This window comes from Streptomyces eurocidicus (genome assembly GCF_002891295.1).
Taxonomy (GTDB): Bacteria; Actinomycetota; Actinomycetes; order Streptomycetales; family Streptomycetaceae; genus Streptomyces; species Streptomyces eurocidicus.
In genome coordinates, this window is record NZ_LGUI01000002.1 from 607700 (window position 1) to 626005 (window position 18306).

At 75.1% G+C, this 18306-nt stretch carries 12 protein-coding genes; 3 read left to right on the forward strand and 9 right to left on the reverse strand.

From position 1 onward, the window contains the following. Positions 1-21: 21 nt before the first annotated feature. The 4 genes from AF335_RS07585 to AF335_RS34475 all read right to left on the reverse strand — a co-directional run bounded on the left by AF335_RS07585 (position 22) and on the right by AF335_RS34475 (position 8989). Entirely contained in the window at positions 22-3495 is a 3474-nt protein-coding gene (locus AF335_RS07585; protein WP_102917496.1) for a hypothetical protein, read from the reverse strand. After that, positions 3492-5687, reverse strand: coding sequence for a hypothetical protein (locus AF335_RS07590; protein WP_102917497.1), 2196 nt, complete (start codon positions 5685-5687; stop codon positions 3492-3494). Before AF335_RS07590 ends, AF335_RS07585 begins: the two co-directional genes overlap by 4 nt. Before the next feature lie 7 nt (positions 5688-5694). Further along, a complete protein-coding gene (locus AF335_RS07595; protein ID WP_102917498.1) occupies positions 5695-8289 on the reverse strand; it encodes a DUF6603 domain-containing protein in 2595 nt (864 codons plus the stop codon). A gap of 553 nt (positions 8290-8842) precedes the next feature. Then, a complete protein-coding gene (locus AF335_RS34475) occupies positions 8843-8989 on the reverse strand; it encodes a hypothetical protein (protein WP_170127621.1) in 147 nt (48 codons plus the stop codon). A gap of 62 nt (positions 8990-9051) precedes the next feature. Between AF335_RS34475 and AF335_RS07600 the strand changes: the two genes are divergently transcribed. Then, positions 9052-9375: an antibiotic biosynthesis monooxygenase family protein gene (locus AF335_RS07600; RefSeq protein WP_102917499.1), complete on the forward strand. Its 324-nt coding sequence runs from the start codon at positions 9052-9054 to the stop codon at positions 9373-9375. A 76-nt stretch (positions 9376-9451) separates the two neighbouring features. Here the strand turns inward: AF335_RS07600 and AF335_RS07605 are convergent, their stop codons facing one another. After that, positions 9452-10429, reverse strand: coding sequence for a helix-turn-helix domain-containing protein (locus tag AF335_RS07605; RefSeq protein WP_102917500.1), 978 nt, complete (start codon positions 10427-10429; stop codon positions 9452-9454). Between the two features lie 435 nt (positions 10430-10864). Between AF335_RS07605 and AF335_RS07610 the strand changes: the two genes are divergently transcribed. Together AF335_RS07610 and AF335_RS07615 are read left to right on the forward strand one after the other, a co-directional pair. Then, entirely contained in the window at positions 10865-11146 is a 282-nt protein-coding gene (locus tag AF335_RS07610) for a hypothetical protein (protein ID WP_221505181.1), read from the forward strand. A 163-nt stretch (positions 11147-11309) separates the two neighbouring features. Next, entirely contained in the window at positions 11310-12332 is a 1023-nt protein-coding gene (locus AF335_RS07615; protein ID WP_102917501.1) for a TauD/TfdA family dioxygenase, read from the forward strand. A 40-nt stretch (positions 12333-12372) separates the two neighbouring features. Here AF335_RS07615 and AF335_RS36155 read toward each other — a convergent pair whose 3' ends face one another. From AF335_RS36155 to AF335_RS07635, 4 genes are all read right to left on the reverse strand, one after another. Then, the gene (locus AF335_RS36155) at positions 12373-15366 is read right to left on the reverse strand and encodes an AfsR/SARP family transcriptional regulator (RefSeq protein ID WP_267470706.1); all 2994 of its coding nucleotides are present in this window, start codon (positions 15364-15366) and stop codon (positions 12373-12375) included. Between the two features lie 260 nt (positions 15367-15626). Continuing rightward, on the reverse strand, positions 15627-16508 hold the full coding sequence (locus tag AF335_RS07625; RefSeq protein WP_102917503.1) for an NAD(P)-dependent oxidoreductase: 882 nt from the start codon (positions 16506-16508) through the stop codon (positions 15627-15629). A 134-nt stretch (positions 16509-16642) separates the two neighbouring features. Continuing rightward, positions 16643-17590 carry a PLL family lectin gene (locus tag AF335_RS07630; RefSeq protein ID WP_244926951.1) on the reverse strand — a complete coding sequence of 316 codons (948 nt, stop codon included), beginning with the start codon at positions 17588-17590 and terminating at the stop codon, positions 16643-16645. A gap of 467 nt (positions 17591-18057) precedes the next feature. Then, positions 18058-18267: an MbtH family protein gene (locus AF335_RS07635; protein WP_102917504.1), complete on the reverse strand. Its 210-nt coding sequence runs from the start codon at positions 18265-18267 to the stop codon at positions 18058-18060. Positions 18268-18306: the final 39 nt, after the last annotated feature.

Genomic DNA, 18306 nt, shown 5'->3' on the forward strand with positions numbered 1-18306 from the left:
TTCCTCGGATGCTTGCGGGAGTTACTCGGACGTGGCGGCGTCGGCCGGCGGGAGCGGGTCGCGGGAAGTGAGCAGACCGGAGCGGAGCACGGGGGCCCGGTCGTGCCAGCGCGGAGTGGTGCTCGCGGCCGAGGTGGCGAAGTGGGCCCAGGAGCCGTCGACGGCACGCTCCGCCCATGTCCACGTCCGGTCGTCGACGGTGCGCACCGGCAGTGCGACGGTGTCCTGCGGAAGGACGGCCGCCGGGGTGAGCAGCGGCCCGGTGCGCAGGACGGTGCGCATGCGGCCGAGCGGTCCGTCGGTGAAGCGGTGGGGGATCTCCAGTGCCGTGGTGGGCAGCAGGCCGGTGGTGGCGTGCACGGGGGCGTGCGGGTCGACGAGCAGGGTCAGGTGCCGGGGCGCTCCGGCCGTGACACGCAGGTGGGTGCCGTCGCCGATGGCGGCGAGGCGCGGATGCGCGTCGGCCGGCGCGACCACGGTGCGCAGTACGTCGGGTTCGGTGTCGGCGAAGTAGCCCACCAGGCCGTCGCCGATGCGCAGCCGCTCGCCCAGGCGCACCGGCCAGGAATAGCCGGTGAACTCCGGGTGCGGCGGGTCGTGGTCGAAGATGTGCTGCCAGCCGGGGTCGGTGGGCGGCGGTCCGTCCAGGTCCAGGTGGAGGCGGCAGCGGACGAGGGCCAGCGGGCGCCCGGCGAGCGCGGCCGAGGCGGCGCCCGCGGTGGGCACGATGTCCACCAGGGAGGTCTCCAGGAGATCCATCGCGGCGGGCAGCGGGCTGCCGTCCGTACCGGTGCCCTGGAACCAGGTGATGAGCGTGTGCAGGTGGGGGAAGGCGGTGCGCAGGGCGTCGAGGCCGGCGGGGGCGGCGCCGGGCAGCGGTGTCCACACGGCTTCCCGGACCGGCCGGCCGATGCGGTACGCCCAGCGCAGCAGGCCGAGGGCGGTGCCGTCGGGCGCGTACGCCGTGAGCGAGCCGTCCACCAGGTTGGGGACGATCCATCCGGCGAGCGGACTGCCGTCGTCCAGGTGGGTGGCCTGGTGTGTGTCGCGGGCGGCGTCCATGAGCTCCAGGCCGAGACGCGCGGCCTGCGGCAGGCGCGGCGGCAGCTGGACGACGTGCTCCGGGGTCGTCGCCAGGGCCTCGGGGAGGTGCTGCGGGCGCAGCGCCTCGGCCACCACCGGGTGCCGGAGGCCGCTCGCCCCGCCGGTGCCCGCCGGGGAGATGACGTCCAGGGCGCGCCCGAAGGAGTCCACCAGGGTCAGCCTGAGGAAGCGGAACTGGCCCGCGCGCAGCTGCTGGAAGCCGGAGTCCGGCCAACCCTCGAAGGGCACGGGCAGGGGGCCCGGGTCGGGGCTGGTGCGGTAGGCGTCACCGATCAGCTCCGCGAGCTCCGGCGGTGCGCCCAGGGGCGGGACGCCCTGGCCGGGGTCCTGGCCGATGAGCATGTCGCGCAGCCCCGCCAGCGAGCCGGACAGCACGTCCCCGCGAACCACCCGCTCCGCCAGCGCGTCGCAGTGCGGGGAGAGCCCGGGGTCGTCGGGTGCGTACTGCCGGAGCCGGTCGGCCAGGCTCCGCGGCAGGTGGTCGCTGAGCAGCGTCCGGCCGGTGTAGGTGCGCGCGGCCCCGGGGCGGGGCTCCGGGCAGGAGTAGTGGTTGCCGTCGAACTCCCACTGGTCGTGGGGGAGGGGGTGGTACTCGATCTCCCAGAGCAGGTGGAGGGGGTGCCACGGCTGTTCCCACGGGTCGTTGCCGAAGGCCGGGGCGGTGCCGGTGCGCGGAGTCGCCGCGGGCGCCGTGTCCGGCCGGCTGTCCGCCGGGCGCGGCCGCGCGGCCGGGTTCGCCGGGTCGAGCAGGAACGCCTCGCGCAGCAGGGCGCGGGTGGAGCCCGGCATGGCCGTGTGCTCGCCGGCGCCGAGGTCGAGCGTGTTGCACGCGAGATCGGCCCGGTCGGCGGTGACCTCGGCGGAGCCGTCGGCGAGGTGTACGGCCGTCACGGTCCGGTCGCCGAACCGGCAGTGCAGCGTCGTGTCGTCCGAGACGGGCAGGGAGCCGGCGCCCTGCAGGACGACGGCGGGGTCCAGGGCCCGCTGGAAGGGGGCCGGGGCCACGCGCTTGAGGTCCCAGCCGGTGGGCAGGCCGTGCGCCCGGGCGTACCGGCCGATCGATTCCGCCAGTTGCGCGGGTGTGTCTCCGCCGGGGAGGGCGGCCCGCAGGCGGTCGACCTCCGGCCGGCCGGCGCGTACGCGTGCCGCGAGGCTGCCCTCGCGCCCGGCGTCGAGCTCCTGCGTCAGCTGCTGGTGGTGGTAGCCGCGCGGCAGTACGGGCAGGCCCTGGAGGCGCCACATGCCGTACAGCCTCCGGCGCAGCCCGGCCAGTTCGCGCTCCGCCCGGTCGTAGGCGTGCTGCGCGGCGTTCAGGGCGGCCTCGACGGACCGGGCGCGGCGCTCGTCCTCGGGGGAGGCGGCCTTCTCCGAGGTGCCGGGCGGTACCGCGTGCCAGGCGTACGAGGTCGTGCCCTCGCCGAAGCCGGCGCCGAGCAGGCTGTCGGCGAGGTGGTGCGTGTTGTCCGGCTCGTCCGCGCGGGCGAGGGTGTTGCTCTGGAGCTGGTCGAGCAGTGCGGGCGCGAGGATGAGGGACGGGTCGGTGGCCGCCTTGCCGGCGGTCAGGGCGGTGAGCGCGGAGCGGGCGCTGTCGGCGACGGCCACCGTCGGGTCGGGCCGCCGCTCGCCGGAGGGGTCGTAGTGGGGCGACACGCTGTGGACGCGGCCGGTGTAGACGGTACGGGCCCCCGGCGGCGGGGTGCTGTCCGCCCGCCAGCCCAGGGAGTCCTCCAGCGCCTCGCGTACCCGCGGGTCGGCGAGGGGGTCGTCGGAGCCCGCCGCGTGCCAGCCGATGACCTGGTAGCCCAGGCGGTCGAACCGGCGGGGCAACTGCGCCAGGGGGTCGTGGAAGGAGAAGACGTCCTGGCAGTGCGGCTGGAACGCGGCGAACGCCAGGGTCCCCGGGCCGGTCGCGGTCAGGAAGGTGGGCTGCTCCGCCGCGGATTCCGACCACCGCGCGGCCTCGGTGTGGCGCCCGATCCTGGTCGGTGTGACGTGGCCCCGGCCGGGGCGCAGGTAGGGCGCGGTGCCCGTGCGCTTGTCCAGGAAGTCGCTCTCGACGACCCACGCGGCGGTGGCGTACTCGTCCGCGGCCGCGTAGGCGTGCCGGACGACCAGCCAGCGGTTCGGCGCGGGCGGAAGCGTGACCTCGCCGCCGGGCACGGTCGCCCGGCGCAGTGCCGCCGGAAGCTCCCAGTGCAGGTACACGCCGTCGTTGCCCGCCTCCTGGGAGAACTCCGCGTCCGTGCTCGCGTAGGGCGACGGCTCCGGGGAGCGGTGGACGCCGAGCAGGTGGTAGTTGGGCTTCCAGCGGAGGAAGGAGTCCCGGCCGCGCACCTGGTCGTTGACGACCAGGGCCCGGAGCCTTACGGGGACCAGGAGGTCGGTGTTCATCGGGTGGTTCCTTCGAAGGAGAGGGTCAGCTGCTCGGGCGCGCGCACCAGCTGCACGGCGAACTCGGCGGGGGAGAGCGCGGATCCGGGCTTGACGTCCTCGGCGAGGCGGGCCGCGAGTCCGCCGATGTTCAGCACCCGTGCCCCGGCGGGGGTGGTGACGGTCAGGGCCGGGTCGGTGCCGACGGGCACCGAGCGCTCCAGCGGCCGGCCGACCTCGCCGGGGGCCAGGCTGCGCAGTGCCACGTTCCCCTGGTCGTCCACGCCGAAGTGCAGCCCCTGGCGCGGTTCGCTGATCGTCAGGTGGTCGGGCATCCTCTCGAAGAGCATCAGCAGGACGTCGGCGCCCAGGGCCTCGCGGCGGATCACCTCGACCGGGACGGTCCCGGACGCGGTGCGGGCTTCGACGCGCAGCGTCGGCCAGCCCGGGACGAGGGCCGAGCGCAGCAGCAGACCGGCCGCGGGCACGGGCCCCTGACCGTCGAGCAGGTCGTCCAGTTCGGCATCGGTCGTGGCGTCGGCGCCGGGGTGCCGGTCCAGGCTGCGCGCCCCGTCGAGCAGGGCGTCGAGCCAGCCGCGGTCGACGTGGAACAGGCGCAGGCTCTCGGGCGGGAGCATCCGCTGGTCCGGTACGAGGCAGTCGAACGGCACTCCGCTGAGCGTGCGCAGCCCGGCCAGCCAGGCCGCCGTCTCCCGCGCGTCCGAGGACGTCGGCCGCGGGGCGGCGGAGCGCCGCGGCGGGGCGGCACGGTACGCGGTGGGAGCGGCGCGTACGGTCCGGGGGCGCGGCTCCTCGCCCTCGGGGACACCGAAGGTCGCGGCCAGCGCGGCGAGCTCGCCGCCGCGCAGCAGCTCCTCGAACTGCTCGCGCGGCGTCGGGGTGGCCGCACGGGCGGCCGTGCGGGGGGCCGGGCCCGCGGACGGGGCGCTGTGGAAGAGCTGCCGGCGGTACGTCGCGTACTGGCGGTCGGTCGCCCGGCGCAGCCGGCCCTGGTGGCGCAGGCGGACCAGGGTCGTGGCGAAGCCGGGGTCGGCCAGGGCCAGGGCGCGGCCCGTGTTCCAGGCGCAGGCGTAGCCGGTGGCGAAGGTGCCGGTGCGCGGTTCGTGGAGCAACAGGCCGTCGGCGTCGGGGAAGTGACCGTCCGCCGGCCGGGGCAGCCCGGGAGCGACGCGGGGGAGGAACGGTCCGCTGTACCACGCGAGGGCGCGCTCGCCGGACTCGGTGATGTGGGTCAGCGGGACCATGCCCTGCTCCAGCAGGGTGCCCAGCTCGTCCGGCAGCCCCGCGGCGGGGGCCGGGCGCAGCGGGGCGGCGGAGTGCTCGCCGTTCCCCGGGGCGAAGCGTCCGGCCAGCCGGCCGAAGCCGTCCCCGGATTCGGGGCAGGAGGTGAACGTCCAGCTGTGCAGGGACACCAGGCGTACGGGCTTGCCGTCGGCCCGCACTCCGGGGGGCGTGTGGCCCTCCAGCGAGACCAGGTGGGCCACGTACCGGCCCTGGGCCGGGCCGGGGAACCGGGCGGTGGTGATGACCGCGTGCGCGTCCCGGCCCGGCCGGCCGTCCCGGCCTTCGACGGGTGCGGCGTCCTCGCCGCCCGTGCGGACGTGGGCGAGGAAGGCGAGGTCGGGCAGTTCTGGCAGCAACTGGGCCAGCAGGTCCCGCGGTACGTCGATGACCTGGCAGGGGGTGTCGAGCAGGGCGGGGTCGACGGCGTCCCGGTCCAGGGCGGGCCCGGATACCGCGGCGGCGCCGTCGAGGAGTGCGCGTACGGTCAGTGAGGCGGTGGTGCCCAGTGCGTTGGGGTCACCGGGCAGCTCGCCCTCGCCGAACAGCAGCAGCGCCAGCCAGGGGGCACGGGTGGGGTTCCGGACGCCGCCGGTGAAGGGCTCGCGCTCCCACGGCAGGGCAGCCGGGTTGAGCGTGATGTGCGGGAGCAGGCTGTGGAAGGGGCCCTGGCTGTGCGCGGCCGGGTACACGGCGTGCACCCATGAGGGGTCGAGACGGAACTGCGCGGCCCGTACGTCGACGATCTGTTCCACCGGGTCGAGCCGGGCGCCCGGCAGGTCCTCGGCGGGGAGCCGCTGGTCGACGGTGATCCGGTAACGGCCGGCCTCGATGCCGGGCAGCAGGTGGTCGTGGAAGGTGACGGGGGTGTCGTCCGCCGGTGCGGACTGCTCGGTCGGGTGCGTGGTCATGAGGTCCTCACGAGTGGGCGAGTCGCAGGGGCGGGGAGGAGAAGGCCGCTTCGCGGGCGTAGCGGTCGAGCTCCGGGGCGGCGTCGAGCGCGTAACCGGCGGCGGCCAGGGCGTCGAGCGCGGCCTTTCGCAGCGCGGTCTGCTCGGGTGTGCCGACCCGCAGCGCACCGGTGCCGGCGTGCTCCTCCGGTTCCCCGCGGACCCCGGCGGGGGCCGCGCCCGGGTCGAGCGGCAGGACTCCTCCGGGCACCAGCGGCTCGTGGTCGAAGCGGCCGCTCCGGCTGGACGTGGCCGCTTCGGGCAGCCGCGGGGCCGGTACGGCGATACGCGCTCCGCTGACCAGGCCGTGGACCATGGGGTCCGCGCCGAGCGCGTCGCCGGCCTTTCCGGCGCCCCACAGCGCGGCCGGCTGCGGCGTGCGCTGCGTGGTGACCGTCCAGTCCCGCCGGCGGTCGGCGGGCAGCGGTCGCCAGTGGCCGTCCCGGGTCTCCTCCTCGACCGTGACCGAGAGCGTGACGTCGAGGCCGGTCTTGGCCATCGGACGGATATGGACCTCGGCGGGGTCGCCCCCCGTCTTGTCTACTCCGTTGACCTTCACCGTGGAGGCGGGGAAGGCGTTGCCGACGGTGAAGGCGAAGCCGTCGGCGGTGGCGGTCCACGTGCCGGACCCGCTGCCGTCCGGTTCGGTCCGGCGCGCCGCGGCGGCGTGGTCGGGGTGGAGCCCGTCGACGGGGGTGAGCGTCAGCGGGTGCTGAGGCAGCAGTGTGCGGAACCGTTCCCAGCCGATGGACGCGGGTCCGGCCTTGGGCTCGCCGAAGTCGATCGGGATGGAGATGCCGAGCACCTTCACATGCGCGGTGCCGCCGAACGGCGGGCCCCACACCGACAGCCGCGCGCCCAGCGACGCCTCGCCGCTCCAGCCGAACAGCAGCCACACCTGGGCGGTGACCTCCGCCCACACGTCCACCTCGTAGTGGAACGGTGCCCACTCGACCAGGGCGTCGAAGCCGACGTCGATCCGGGCCTTGGCCCACGAGCTGTCGTACCGCAGGTCCAGGCGGCCGCCGGCCATGACGGCGGAGGGGGTCAGCGCGAAGTAGCTGGTGCCCTTCACCGTCAGCTCGGAGCCGGAGGTCCAGTCGACGCCGACCGGGTCCGCCCGCGGGTAGTGGGCGGGCGGGGCGTAGCGCGGGTGGTAGCCGCCGATGGTGAAGACGAAGTCGCCGGGGTGCTCGCTGCCGCCGAACCACAGGCGCAGCGCCGCCCCGCCGGTCAGGTGCACGGACCGGTCGAGCAGGAAGCTGTCCGGGGCGAGGCGGGCGTCGACGGCGAGCATGTCGGCGGAGCGCCGGTAGACCGCGGAGATGTCCAGCTCGACGCCGGCGTACGGCTCGCCCAGCTTCTTCTCCGGGTCGGGGAACTGGGCCTTGGCCGAGCCGAGCAGCCCCACCACCAGGTCGTCCGGGCCGAACTCGGCGAAGGCCAGGGCCTTGCAGTGGACGATCTCGAAGATGTCCGCGTTCAGGCCGAGGGCCAGCCAGGTGCTGCCCTCGTGCGGGGTGACCCAGGCCGGAGCGCCGTCGGTCCCCTCGGTCAGCTCCTTGAGCACGTCCAGCGGCTCGGGCGGCGTGCCCTCGCCCGCCCCGGCGAGCCCGCGCAGCAGGGGGAATCCGGCGACCTGGTCGACGGCGGGCACGCGCAGGCTGCTGTGGTAACCGAAACCCGCCTTCACCGCGGTGACCCTGAAGGCGGGAGGACCTCCGAACGCGGCCCCCAGCTCCGCGTACAGGAACATCGACTGCGTTCCGCTCTTGAGGTGCTCGTAAGCGCCGATCGCCCCGAAGCTGGCACTCGGAGTCTTGATCAGGGCGCTGCCCTCGATCAGCCGGTCGTAGGGCGAGTCGGCGGCGACCGGCTTGTTCACGAACGCGCCGGATATCTCCAGCGGCGGCTTACGGAAGGACAGGCTCAGCCCGTCGAGCCGGCCGGAGGGCGTGAAGTCCTTGCCGTCCAGGGCAATGCCCAGCCCCAGCCCGTCCACGCCCAGTTCCAGGGGGCCGGCGTGCACCGTGGCGTCGCAGAGGAGCCAGATCTTCTCGTCCTGGTAGCTCGCACCCAGGCGGCGCAGGTACAGCGGGCCGAAGGAACGGTCGAGGGTGACCCACGCGGCGGCCGGAGCGCCGGGCGCGGCCGGTGGAGCCGCCGCTGCCCGGACGTCCGGCGCGGTCGGTGCCGCCCATGTTCCCGCGACCGGCGCGGCGTTGAGCGGCTTCGGCGCGGGGGCTTCGTTCTCGTGGTCCTCGGCGGGCTTCGCGCCGGCGAGGCGGAACATCAGAGGGGCGCGCTTCTCGCCTCCCCACTCGTAGTCCAGGGCCACCAGGGCGCGCCCGCGGGTCTCCTCGGGAAACCTCGGGTGGGTGCCGTCCAGGTGGGAGATCTGTTCGTTGAGTGCTTTCACCTGATCGGCGGTGAGGGCGGCGGAGGCGATGACGGCTTTCACGCCGGTGATACCGAGGTCGTGGTCAGGGGAGATGCGGTCGCCGACCAGGGGGAGGTCGCTGAGTTTGGCGGCGAGTCGCGCATCGACGAGCAGGGCGAACAAGAGGCACCTTCCGGGCCGGGAACGGGAAATCGGAGGGGAGTCGAAAGGGAGATTGCCGCGCGCTCGGGAAAACCGGCAGGTTTCTCGTCCCGGGTCAGGAGCCGTGCGGCGCCGGGCCGATTTCCTCGGCGAGTTCGGCACTGATGGGCCCGGTCCGCCTCATCGGCCCCGCGCCCTCTCCACAAGTGCCGTAACGAACAGAGGCGCTGTCGATTCCCTCCTCGATATGTCTTCCGTTGGTTGCAATTGTGTTCAAGGATCAACCGAATTGTTTTGTTCAATGATTGACAGAACTGTCGGCGATCGACTGCGCGCAAAGCGGGCGATGTGGCAACCGCCTTAAATCTATGCGCACACCCGATGCGTAAGCCAACTGACGGTGTGTGGTGTGCTTCACATTCGCTCGCTGCCGCCGAGATGTCGCCGAAATCCACCTGACGAGTTTCCTGAGTCGTCGTCAATACGGCTCTGTCGGCGAGCGAGGGCGTCCGCGTGATCGCCGACGGGCCCGGAGATTTCCGTATGCGGGGGAGTCGGGGGCTCAATTCGCTTATTAGCGCCAGAAGTTGACGGCGCGCCACGTCACGGCATGGAGGTGCCCGCGCGGGCGCTCGGCGTCAGGCGGGTGCGGGTCGCGGTGCGGGTCGCGGTGCGGAGCGGTCAGGCGGCCGGTGCGGGCCGGGGCGTGCCCGGCCGTCATCCCCGGAAAACTCGTCCGCCCCTGCTACATCACCCGTCACGGGCATCAGGCACCATGGAGGCATGAGCGTAGTGAAGATCAATGCCCTCACGGTCCCCGCCGATCAGCGCGAGCTCCTGGAGCAGCGGTTCGCGGCACGGGCCGGCCTCGTGGAGGGCGCGGACGGATTCGAGTGGTTCGAGTTGCTGCGGCCCGTGGACGGGACGGACGACTACTTCGTCTACACCCGCTGGCGCAGCGAAGAGGACTACCAGAACTGGTTCAACGGCACGATGCGGCAGGGGCACCAGGGCGGCGGCGACGGTGAGCGGCCGAAGCCGGCGGCCACGGGCTCGCGCCTGATGGCCTTCGAGGTCGTCCAGCACTCGGCGCCCGGCGCCGGCTGACGACCGGGGCCCACCGGCCCGGTCGTCGTTCTGTGAGGGGGCGCGGCGCGCCCCCTCACGCCGGTCGGCCCCGTGCTCACAGCCAGCCCAGTCGCGCCGCCTTCAGTCCCGCCTCGAAACGGCTGCGGGCACCGAGGCGCTCCATCAGGGAGGCCATCGTGCGGCGGGCGGTCCGCGGTGAGACGTGGAGCTGTCTGGCGGCCGACTCGTCCGTGTGCCCCTGGGCGATGCAGGTGAGCAGAGCGCGCTCGTGGTCGGACAGGGGGTCGGGGTCCCCGGCACCGCCGGGACCCAGCGGAGCGGCCCGTTCCCAGGTCTGCTCGAAGAGGGCGAGGAGCGGGGCCAGCAGGGCCGGGCCGGACAGGCACAGCGCACCCCGGCGGGTGTCCTCGGGATCGAGGGGTATCAGCGCCGTCGCCCCGTCGACCAGCACCATCCGCGGCGGCAGGCTCGCCGTGGTGCGGAATTCGCCGCGCTGTTCGGTCAGCCACCGCGCGTAGCCCAGCGTCGCGGCGTCCCCGCGGACCCCTTCCAGGCCGATCACCCGCACCGCCACCCCGCGCCCCAGGGCCTGCCCGTCGTGGTGCCGTGCCGCTCGCAGGGCCGCCGCCGACTGGGCGCCCCCGGGCATGAACGTCAGCACCTCGCGGACCGCGTCGCGGGCCAGCTCCTGGAGCCGTCGCTGCACCGCGTCCACGCCCTCCAGCCGCTCGACGCCGCCGCCGGAGGAGACCCGGGCCCCCGCCCCGGCGAACATACGGAGGAACGACGCCTGGCTGTCGGCCATCTGCCGCTGCCGCTCGATCAGTTCGGCGTGCTGACGGGCCAGCAGCCGCTGGAGGCCCGTCGCGGGCTCCACCGCCAGGAAGCGGCCGGGCGCCTCGAACGACTCCTGGACCAGCCGGAGCTCGAACAGCTTGTCCAGACAGGCGCGTACGCGGTCGGGGGTGGTCGCCAGGCGGGCCGCGATCTCCTCGACCCCCAGGGCGGGGGACTCCAGCATCTCGCGGTAGACCGCCTCGTCCACCGTCTCCAGACCGAGTGCCACCAACATGCGCGTCCCTCCTCCTTGCACCGAGCACCCCCGTGCCGGTCAGTCTGGGCGGCGCCGGTCAACAGCGGGTCAACACGCGTTGATGCCCGCCCGGCGGCCCCTCCGCGGCGCCCGGCGAAACGTGGCACAAACCGGCCTGGACGGTTTGGACCGGCCCGGAACGCTTCCCCGGACCGGGGCGGCCGACCAGGATGGTGACCACCGGGACGGCGCGGAAGCGCCGGCCACCCGACCGGCCCCGGCGCTTGGAGCCGGCCGGCTCCAGCGGCTCCGCCGGCCCCCGAAGCCAGGCCGGCCCGATCAGACGAGGCGTCCTCCATGGCACTCCGCACCAGCGTTCCCGGCAGACCGGCAGTCCCGGCCACCGCCGCCCGGAGGGCCCCGGCCCCCGGGCCGGTGCGAGCGCTGTGATCTGGGACTGACGCGCCTCCGACCATGCGACTGACCGTCATCACCCTGACCGCCACCGGCACCGCCGCCCGTCAGGCGCCCGACGGGGCGCAGGTGGCCGACGTGCTGTGGGTCGCGGCGGCCGCCGAGGACCGCCTGGAGCACATCAGCGTCCGCTCCGCCCCCGGCCGCATCCACCTGGGGATCTTCACCACGGCACCCCCCGAGGCGGTCGCCGGGGCCGTGGCCCTGGGCATCTGCCGGCGCGCGCTGGCCATGTCGCCGCTCCTGCGCGACTGGAGCGTCCACGCCGTCCGCCCCGCGTAGCACCGCTACCCCGCACCCGTGTCACCCCGATCGACCCCACCCGGAGACCCCCCATGCCCGAACAGCGGCAGCCGGCCCGTACGGCCCGGCCCCGGCACCAACCGACGTGCAGTCCGACCTCTTACGCGACCGACCGCCCGCACCGTGCCACGGGCGGCGACCGGTGAACCTCCACTGGTCCGTCGGGCCCGGCCGGCCCGCCACCCTCGTGGCCCCCCACCAGCCCGGAACCGAGGAGGCCCTCGCCTGGCTGGCCGCCGCGCACGACGCGCTCCGCGCCGGCCTGCGGGAACACGGCGCCGTGTACATACGCGGCCTGCCCGTGCACAGCGCCGAGACGTTCGCGCAGGTCCGGGACGTCCTTCTACCGCAGCACAGCACCCACCGGGAGACCGCCACACCCCGCGGCGACCTCGGCCACGACGCCCGCACCACCACGAACCCGCCCGCCGGCCAGTCGATCCGGACGCACAACGAGAACAGCTACGCCCTCACCTTCCCCGGGCTGCTCCTCTTCGGCTGCCTGACCGCCCCCGAGCAGGGCGGGGCCACCCCCGTCGCCGACTGCCGGAGCGTGCTGCGCTACCTCCCCTCGCACCTGGTCGACCGGATGCGGACGTACGGCTGGCTGCTCACCCGCACCTACTCCGACCGCCTCTCGGCGAACTGGCGGTCCGCATTCGGCACCGACTCCCCGGCCGAGGTCGAGCGCTACTGCGCCGAGAACCTCATCGCCTGCGACTGGCGCGCCGACGGCGGCCTCCGCACCCGCAGGCTGCGCCCCGGCGTCGTCCGGCACCCGGAGACCGGCGAGGAGGTGTGGTTCAACCACATGGCGTTCTGGAACGAATGGTCGCTGGACGAGAAGGCCCGCGAGATCCTCGTCGACGAGCTCGGCCACGCGGGACTGCCCTTCCACACGGGCTTCGGCGACGGCCTCCCCCTCACCCGGGGCGAGCTCTACACCATCAGCGCCGCCTACGAGGCGGCCACGGTCCGCCGCGCCTGGGAACCGGGCGACCTGATGCTCGTCGACAACATCCGCAGCGCGCACGGCCGCGACCCCTTCCGCGGCGACCGCCGGATCATGGTCGCCACGGGCGCCCCCGTGGCGCTCGCCGACTGCCGGCCCGCCGTCGAGCCCGCCGCCGCGCCCTTCCCGGCGCCGACGAGGATGGCGGCCTGACCGTGCGGAACGAACACCGGGGACGGGCCCGCCGGACGCGTCATGCCTCCGGCGGCCCCGAGGGCCCGCGCAGCGCCCGGTACAGCTCCTCGGCCCGCGCCAGGTGCGCGGCGGCCTCCGCCTCCTCGCGCACCGCCCGCAGGGCCTCCCCGAGGGCCTGGTGACCGTGCGCCGTCAGCAGGGGCTCCTGGGCCAGCCGGGCACCGGCCAGCGCGTCCCGCGCGGTCCCGAGCGCGCCCTCGGCGTCGCCCGTCGCCAGGAGCGCCTCGGAGAGCCGGAACAGACACTCCGTCTCGTTACGGGCGTGGCCGCTGTGCCGGGCGCGTTCCAGCACCCGGCGGTACAGCCGGGCGGCCTCCGCGTGACCGCCGCCGCGCAGGACGCTCTCCGCCTCCGTCATCAGCATCCTGATGAGCCACTTCTCGTCCTCGCTCCGGGTGAAGACGCCCGACAGCTCCCGGCACTGCGCACCGATCCGGGCCAGGTCCATCCGCCGGTCCGGGTCCTCGACCTCTATCTGGAGCAGGAGGGTGCGCCGCCGCGCGACCAGCTCCCGGTCGCCGCTGACCTCCGCCACGGCCACCGACCGCTCCGCGTAGGCACGGGCCGCCGCGTAGTTCCCGAACTGGAGCTCCAGGTGGGCGAGCATCGCCAGGGTGAACAGCGCCAGCAGGAAGGGGCGCGGGCCGCCGCCCGGCGCGGGGGCGTCCCCGAAGATCTCCAGGACCTTCAGCAGATGCGCCCGCGAACGGTGCAGGGAGTCGGGGGAGGAGTGCTTCTGGAGCACCACCCCCGCCGCGTAGTAGGCGGTGCCCGCGATGTCGCCGCCGCAGTGTTCCACGGCGGCCGGCACCAGGGCGGTCGCGGCCTGCGCGAACGAGCCGAGCGGCACGATGTCCTCGAAGCAGGGCACGAGCGTGACGGTGTCCACGGCCAGCGCCACCGCGTCGGCGTCACCGCTCGCGGCCGCCTGCTCGACGACCGCGACGACCGTGGGCAGCGCGCTCCGCATCCACAGCATCGCCTCGCGCCCGGTGCCCACGTCCGCCCCCGCCGACCGCCGGGGGTGGATGTCGGCGGTCAGCGGACCGGCCAGCGGCTGCGAGGCCCGCACCGCGGCCACGACGCTGGCGCATATGTAGTCGGCCGCGCGGCGCACCACGGCACGGCGCTCCCGCTCGGTCAGCTCCGCCCGCGCCTTCGCCCGCGCGTACGCGCCCACCAGGTCGTGGAAGTGGTAGCGGCCCGGCGCGCGGGTCTCCAGGAGCACGGCGTCGACCAGCGCCTCCAGCACCGTCTCCGCGTCCTGCTCCGGCAGGTCGAGAACGGCGGCCGCGCCCTTGACGTCGAACTCCGCGTAGTGCGGGATCGACAGCGCCATGAACGCGCGGGCCTGCCGGGGCGGCAGCTGGGACGTCGACAGCTCGAAGACCGCCTCGACCGTCAGCTCCCCCACCCGGAGCTCCCCGAGCAGCCGGGCCTGGTCCGACACGCGCTCCAGCAGCGTGGCGACGCTCCACGCCGGCCGCGCCGCCAGCCGGGCACCGGCCGCGCGCAGCGCCAGCGGCAGATGCCCGCAGGCCGCCGCCAGCGCCGCGACGGCCTCCGGCTCCTCGTCGACCCGCCGGGCCCCGGCGACCTTGCCGATCAGCTCCACGGCGTCCTCGGGACCCAGGCCCACCAGCGGCACGGTGAGGGTGGCGGGCATCGCCGCCAGGGCCCGCGCCGTGATCAGCACGGCGCACCGGGCCGCGCCCGGCAGCAGCGGTTCGACCTGCGCCACGCTGGTGGCGTTGTCGAGCACGACCAGCACCGCCCGCCGCGACAACAGGGTGCGGAACAGCGCCGAGCGGTCGGCGAGCGACGCGGGGAAGCGCTCGTGCGGAACGCCCAGCGCCGCCAGGAACCCCGTCAGGACCCCGGCCGGGTCGCACGGCGCCCCGTCGGGGCCGCGCAGGTTCGCGTACAGCTGACCGTCCGGGTAGGCGGCGGCGACGGTGTGCGCGGTGCGCAGGGCCAGGGTGGTCTTGCCGACCCCGCCCATTCCCGTGATGACCGCGGCGGCGTGCTCGGCGCCCCCGGTGAGCGCCGGGACCAGCGCCGACATCTGCTCCTGGCGGCCGGTGAAGTCGTAGGGCGCGGGCGGCAGCTGAGCCGGCGTCGAGGGCTCCCGGACGTCCGGCCGCACCGGGCCGGCCCCCGCCGGGACCGCCTCGCCCGCCGGGGAGGGCGCGCCGAGGAACGCCTGGTCCTCCGCCAGGATCGCGGCGTGCAGCTCCCGCAGGGCGGGACCCGCGTCGATGCCCAGCTCGTCCGCGAGCACCCGGCGGGCGTCCTCGAAGGCCAGCAGCGCCTCGGCGCCGCGCCCGGAGCGGTAGAGGGCCAGCATCAGCGCGCCGTGCAGCCGCTCCCGGTACGGGTACGCCTCCAGCGCGCGCAGGATGTCCGGTACGAGCTCCGCGCTGCGCCCGCACTCCAGCAGCAGCTCCAGGCGGTGTTCCACCGCGGACGCCCGCTGCTCGGTGAGCGCCCGGCGGTGGTCCTCGGCGGCGGGTCCGGGCAGTCCGGCGAGGGCGGGCCCCCGCCACATCCCGAGCGCCTCCTCCAGGGCGGCCGCGGCGGCCGCGGGGTCGCCGTCCCTGGCCCGGCGTCTGGCCCGGGCGGTGAGCACGCCGAACCGCAGCGCGTCGACGCTCTCCTCGGGGAGCCGCAGCACATAGCCGTCGTCGGTCGTCCCGATCACCGCGGAGGCACGTTCACCGGCCGCCCCGGCCCCGGGGTCCGCGCGGTCGATGCGGGTCCGCAGCCGGTGCACGTAGTTGACGACCACGCGCCGGGCGGAGGACGGCGGGTCGTCGTGGTAGAGCCCGTCGATCAACTCGTCGGTGGTCACCAGGCTTCCCGCGCGCAGCGCCAGGGCCGCCAGCACGGCCTGCGGCCCCGGCGCGCCGGGGCGGACGGCCGTCCCCCGGGCCGGGACGAACTGGACGGGGCCGAGCAGAAGGATGTGAGCCGACTGGTGCGACGCGGACAATTGTGACGTCTCCCCCTGTCCCGACGGATCCCGGACGATCATATGCTCCCGACCCCGTACGGCCGGTGGCCGGTCGGCGCCCGCCGGGTGCCGTGACGGGGCGGGGCACGCCCCGGCCGGGGCCCGGCGGCACGCAGGGGTACGTCCCGGACGTACGGCGCGGCGCCCGACCCCTCGGCCCCGCCGCACCGGGGCCCGCGGGCATGGCCACGGAGGGGAGAGCCCGCCCGGCCCCCGGCACGGGCCCGCGCCGCGGTCCCTCAGCCGTCGAAGCTGGCGAAGTACGAGGCGGCCATGTCCTCCTGGCCGTGGCCCTGCTCGGCGGCCCGGCGGAAGCGCTCGGCGCCCGCGGCCGTCACGTCCATGCGCACTCCGGCCTGTTCACCCGCCGCGACGATCAGCCGGGCGTCCTTCTCGGCCGTGGTGGTCGCGAAGCTCGGCGGGGTGAGGCCGCCCTCCAGGATCAGCCGCGACTTGGCCCGCAGATAGCCCATGTCCAGCGGGCCGCCCTCGACGGCGCCCAGGAAGCCGGCCGGGTCCACGCCGAGGCCCTTGGCGAGCGCCAGCGCCTCGGCGGTGCCGTGGGTGACGGTGAGCACCCAGCTGTTGACAACGAGCTTGAGCCGGGTCGCGGCACCGCCGGCCGCCTCGTCGGCCACCCAGACCGTACGCCCGCCGATCGCGTCGAACACGGGGGAGAGGATGTCGCGAACCCCCTCGGGCCCGGCGGCCAGGACGGTGAGCTTCCCCTCCTCGGCCGGTCGCTTCGTCCCCAGGACGGGCGCGTCGACGAGGACGAGGCCGTGTGCGCCGGCGAAACCGGCGAGCGCGGCGAACCCGTCGAGGCCCGCGGTGGTCGACTGCACCCACACCGCACCGGCCCGCAGTCCGGACGCGGCCTCCCGCATCACGTCCAGGGCGGCCGGCCCGTCGTACAGCATGGTCAGCACGACGTCCGCGCCCCGTACGGCCTCGGCGGGCGACCCGGCGACGCGCACACCGTCGGCGGTGAGCGGTGCGGCCTTCCCGGGACTGCGGTTCCAGGCGCGCACGTCCAGGCCGGCGCGAGCGAGGTTGCGGGCGAGGGGGAAGCCCATGATGCCGGTGCCGAGGACGGCTACCGAAAGGGTGTTGTCTGACATGCCCCGAAGGTAGGTGCTGGAGCGGGCTCCAGGTCAAGGGCGTGCCGGGCGCACCCGCCGGCTCGGGGAGCCCGCGCCCACGACCCCGGCGGGCCGGGCCCGCCGGGGTCGCCGTCAGCCGTCCGGGGCGGTGCTCAGCCCCTCAGCTGGCCGTCGAACAGCGCCCAGCCCGACCATCCGCCGCTGACGGAGGTCTGCGAGCGGTGGTACGGGTAGCCGCCGCTGTTGACGCCGAAGAGTTCGATCCGGCCGTCGGCGTTGGTCTCGGCCGCCACCTGGCTCAGGGCGCCGTCGAACTGCGCCCAGGGTCCCCAGGAGCCGCCGAAAGAGTTCTGCGAGCGGTGGTAGATCGCGTCACCGCTGTTGGTCCCGAAGATCTCCAGCCGTCCATCGGCGTTGCGGGCGGCGGCGATGGAGGTCAGCTGGCCGTCGAACTGCTCCCACGCCGACCACGCGCCGCCGGGGGACGTCTGCCAGCGGTGGTAGATGTAGCCGCCGCTGTTGACGCCGAACAGCTCCACCCGGCCGTCCGCGTTGGTCTCGGCCGCCACCTGCGTCAGGCCGCCGTCGAGCTGTGCCCATGCCGACCAGCCGCCGCCGGGGTAGGTCTGCCAGCGGTGGTAGACGGCCCCGGCGCCGTTGGCCCCGAAGATCTCCAGCCGGCCGTCGGCGTTGCGCGCCGCGGCGATGGAGGTCAGGGCACCGTCGAACTGCTCCCAGCCCGACCAGCCGCCGCCGGGGGAGGTCTGCCAGCGATGGTAGATGCCCCCGCCGGCGTTGACGCCGAACAGCTCCACGCGCCCGTCGGCGTTGGTCTCGGAGGCGACGGCGCGCAGGGCGCCGTCGAACTGTGCCCAGGGTCCCCAGGTGCCGCCGATGGAGTTCTGCGAGCGGTGGTAGATCGCGTCACCGCTGTTGGTCCCGAACAGCTCCAGCCGCCCGTCGACGCCGCGTGCCGCGGCGATCGACGAACCGTAGGAGACGGCGGCCCGGGAGTTCGCGGCGGCCGGCCCCGGCAGGGCGAGCCCCGGCACGGCGGCCAGGAGCGCCCCCACCGCGACGGCCGCCAGCGCGCGGCTCACACGGCTCGTACGGGCCGGACCGCGGGGACCGTCCCCGCGGCTCGTACGGGTGAGGGACCGTCGTGGCCGGCCCTCGCTCGTGAAGGTGCGACCCGGCCCTGGTGAGCCGGGCGTCCGTCCTATGTGTCTGAATCTCTCGCGCAGTCGGTTCCGCATTGCGCACGTCCCCTTCCGGTCCGGAAACGGAATCCATGGGCCCGGGGTGTCGTCGACATCCCGGTCTTCGCGCTGCGGTGGCGGATCGGACGGCGGCCCGCCCAGGTGCCGGAGCACTGGCGCGAGCCGTTCCGTATCGGTGCGGGACACGTCCGCCACTGCGACTTCGCCCCGCACCGTACACGGCCCCGCCGCACGGCACACCCCGGCTTTCGGCCGTGCCGCGCCTGCCGCCCGCGCCCGGACGGGCGGGCCGGAGGGCCGGTGGAAGTCCTTCTCCACCGGCCCTCCGCGCGGGACCCGCCGGGCCCTCAGCCCCGGGCGACCAGGCTCGCGGGCCGCAGGTCCGTCCAGTTGGCGTCCACGTAGGCGGTGCAGCCCTCGCGGGAGTCCTCGCCGTGCGCGACGGTCCAGCCGTCGGGGACCTCGGCGAACGCGGGCCAGAGGGAGTGCTGGTTCTCGGCGTTGACGAGGACGTGGTAGCGGGCGTCGTCGTCCTCGAAGGGGTTGGTGGCGGCCATGGCTGTGGTGCTCCTTCGTTTTTCGTGGGTCGGGTTCTG

Coding starts and splice junctions, on each gene's coding strand:
- AF335_RS07635 (WP_102917504.1), bottom strand. CDS start 18,267: ATGGCCGCCACCAACCCCTTCGAGGACGACGACGCCCGCTACCACGTC.
- AF335_RS07625 (WP_102917503.1), bottom strand. CDS start 16,508: ATGTCAGACAACACCCTTTCGGTAGCCGTCCTCGGCACCGGCATCATG.
- AF335_RS07585 (WP_102917496.1), bottom strand. CDS start 3,495: ATGAACACCGACCTCCTGGTCCCCGTAAGGCTCCGGGCCCTGGTCGTC.
- AF335_RS07590 (WP_102917497.1), bottom strand. CDS start 5,687: ATGACCACGCACCCGACCGAGCAGTCCGCACCGGCGGACGACACCCCC.
- AF335_RS07610 (WP_221505181.1), top strand. CDS start 10,865: ATGCGACTGACCGTCATCACCCTGACCGCCACCGGCACCGCCGCCCGT.
- AF335_RS34475 (WP_170127621.1), bottom strand. CDS start 8,989: ATGACGGCCGGGCACGCCCCGGCCCGCACCGGCCGCCTGACCGCTCCG.
- AF335_RS07600 (WP_102917499.1), top strand. CDS start 9,052: ATGAGCGTAGTGAAGATCAATGCCCTCACGGTCCCCGCCGATCAGCGC.
- AF335_RS07605 (WP_102917500.1), bottom strand. CDS start 10,429: ATGTTGGTGGCACTCGGTCTGGAGACGGTGGACGAGGCGGTCTACCGC.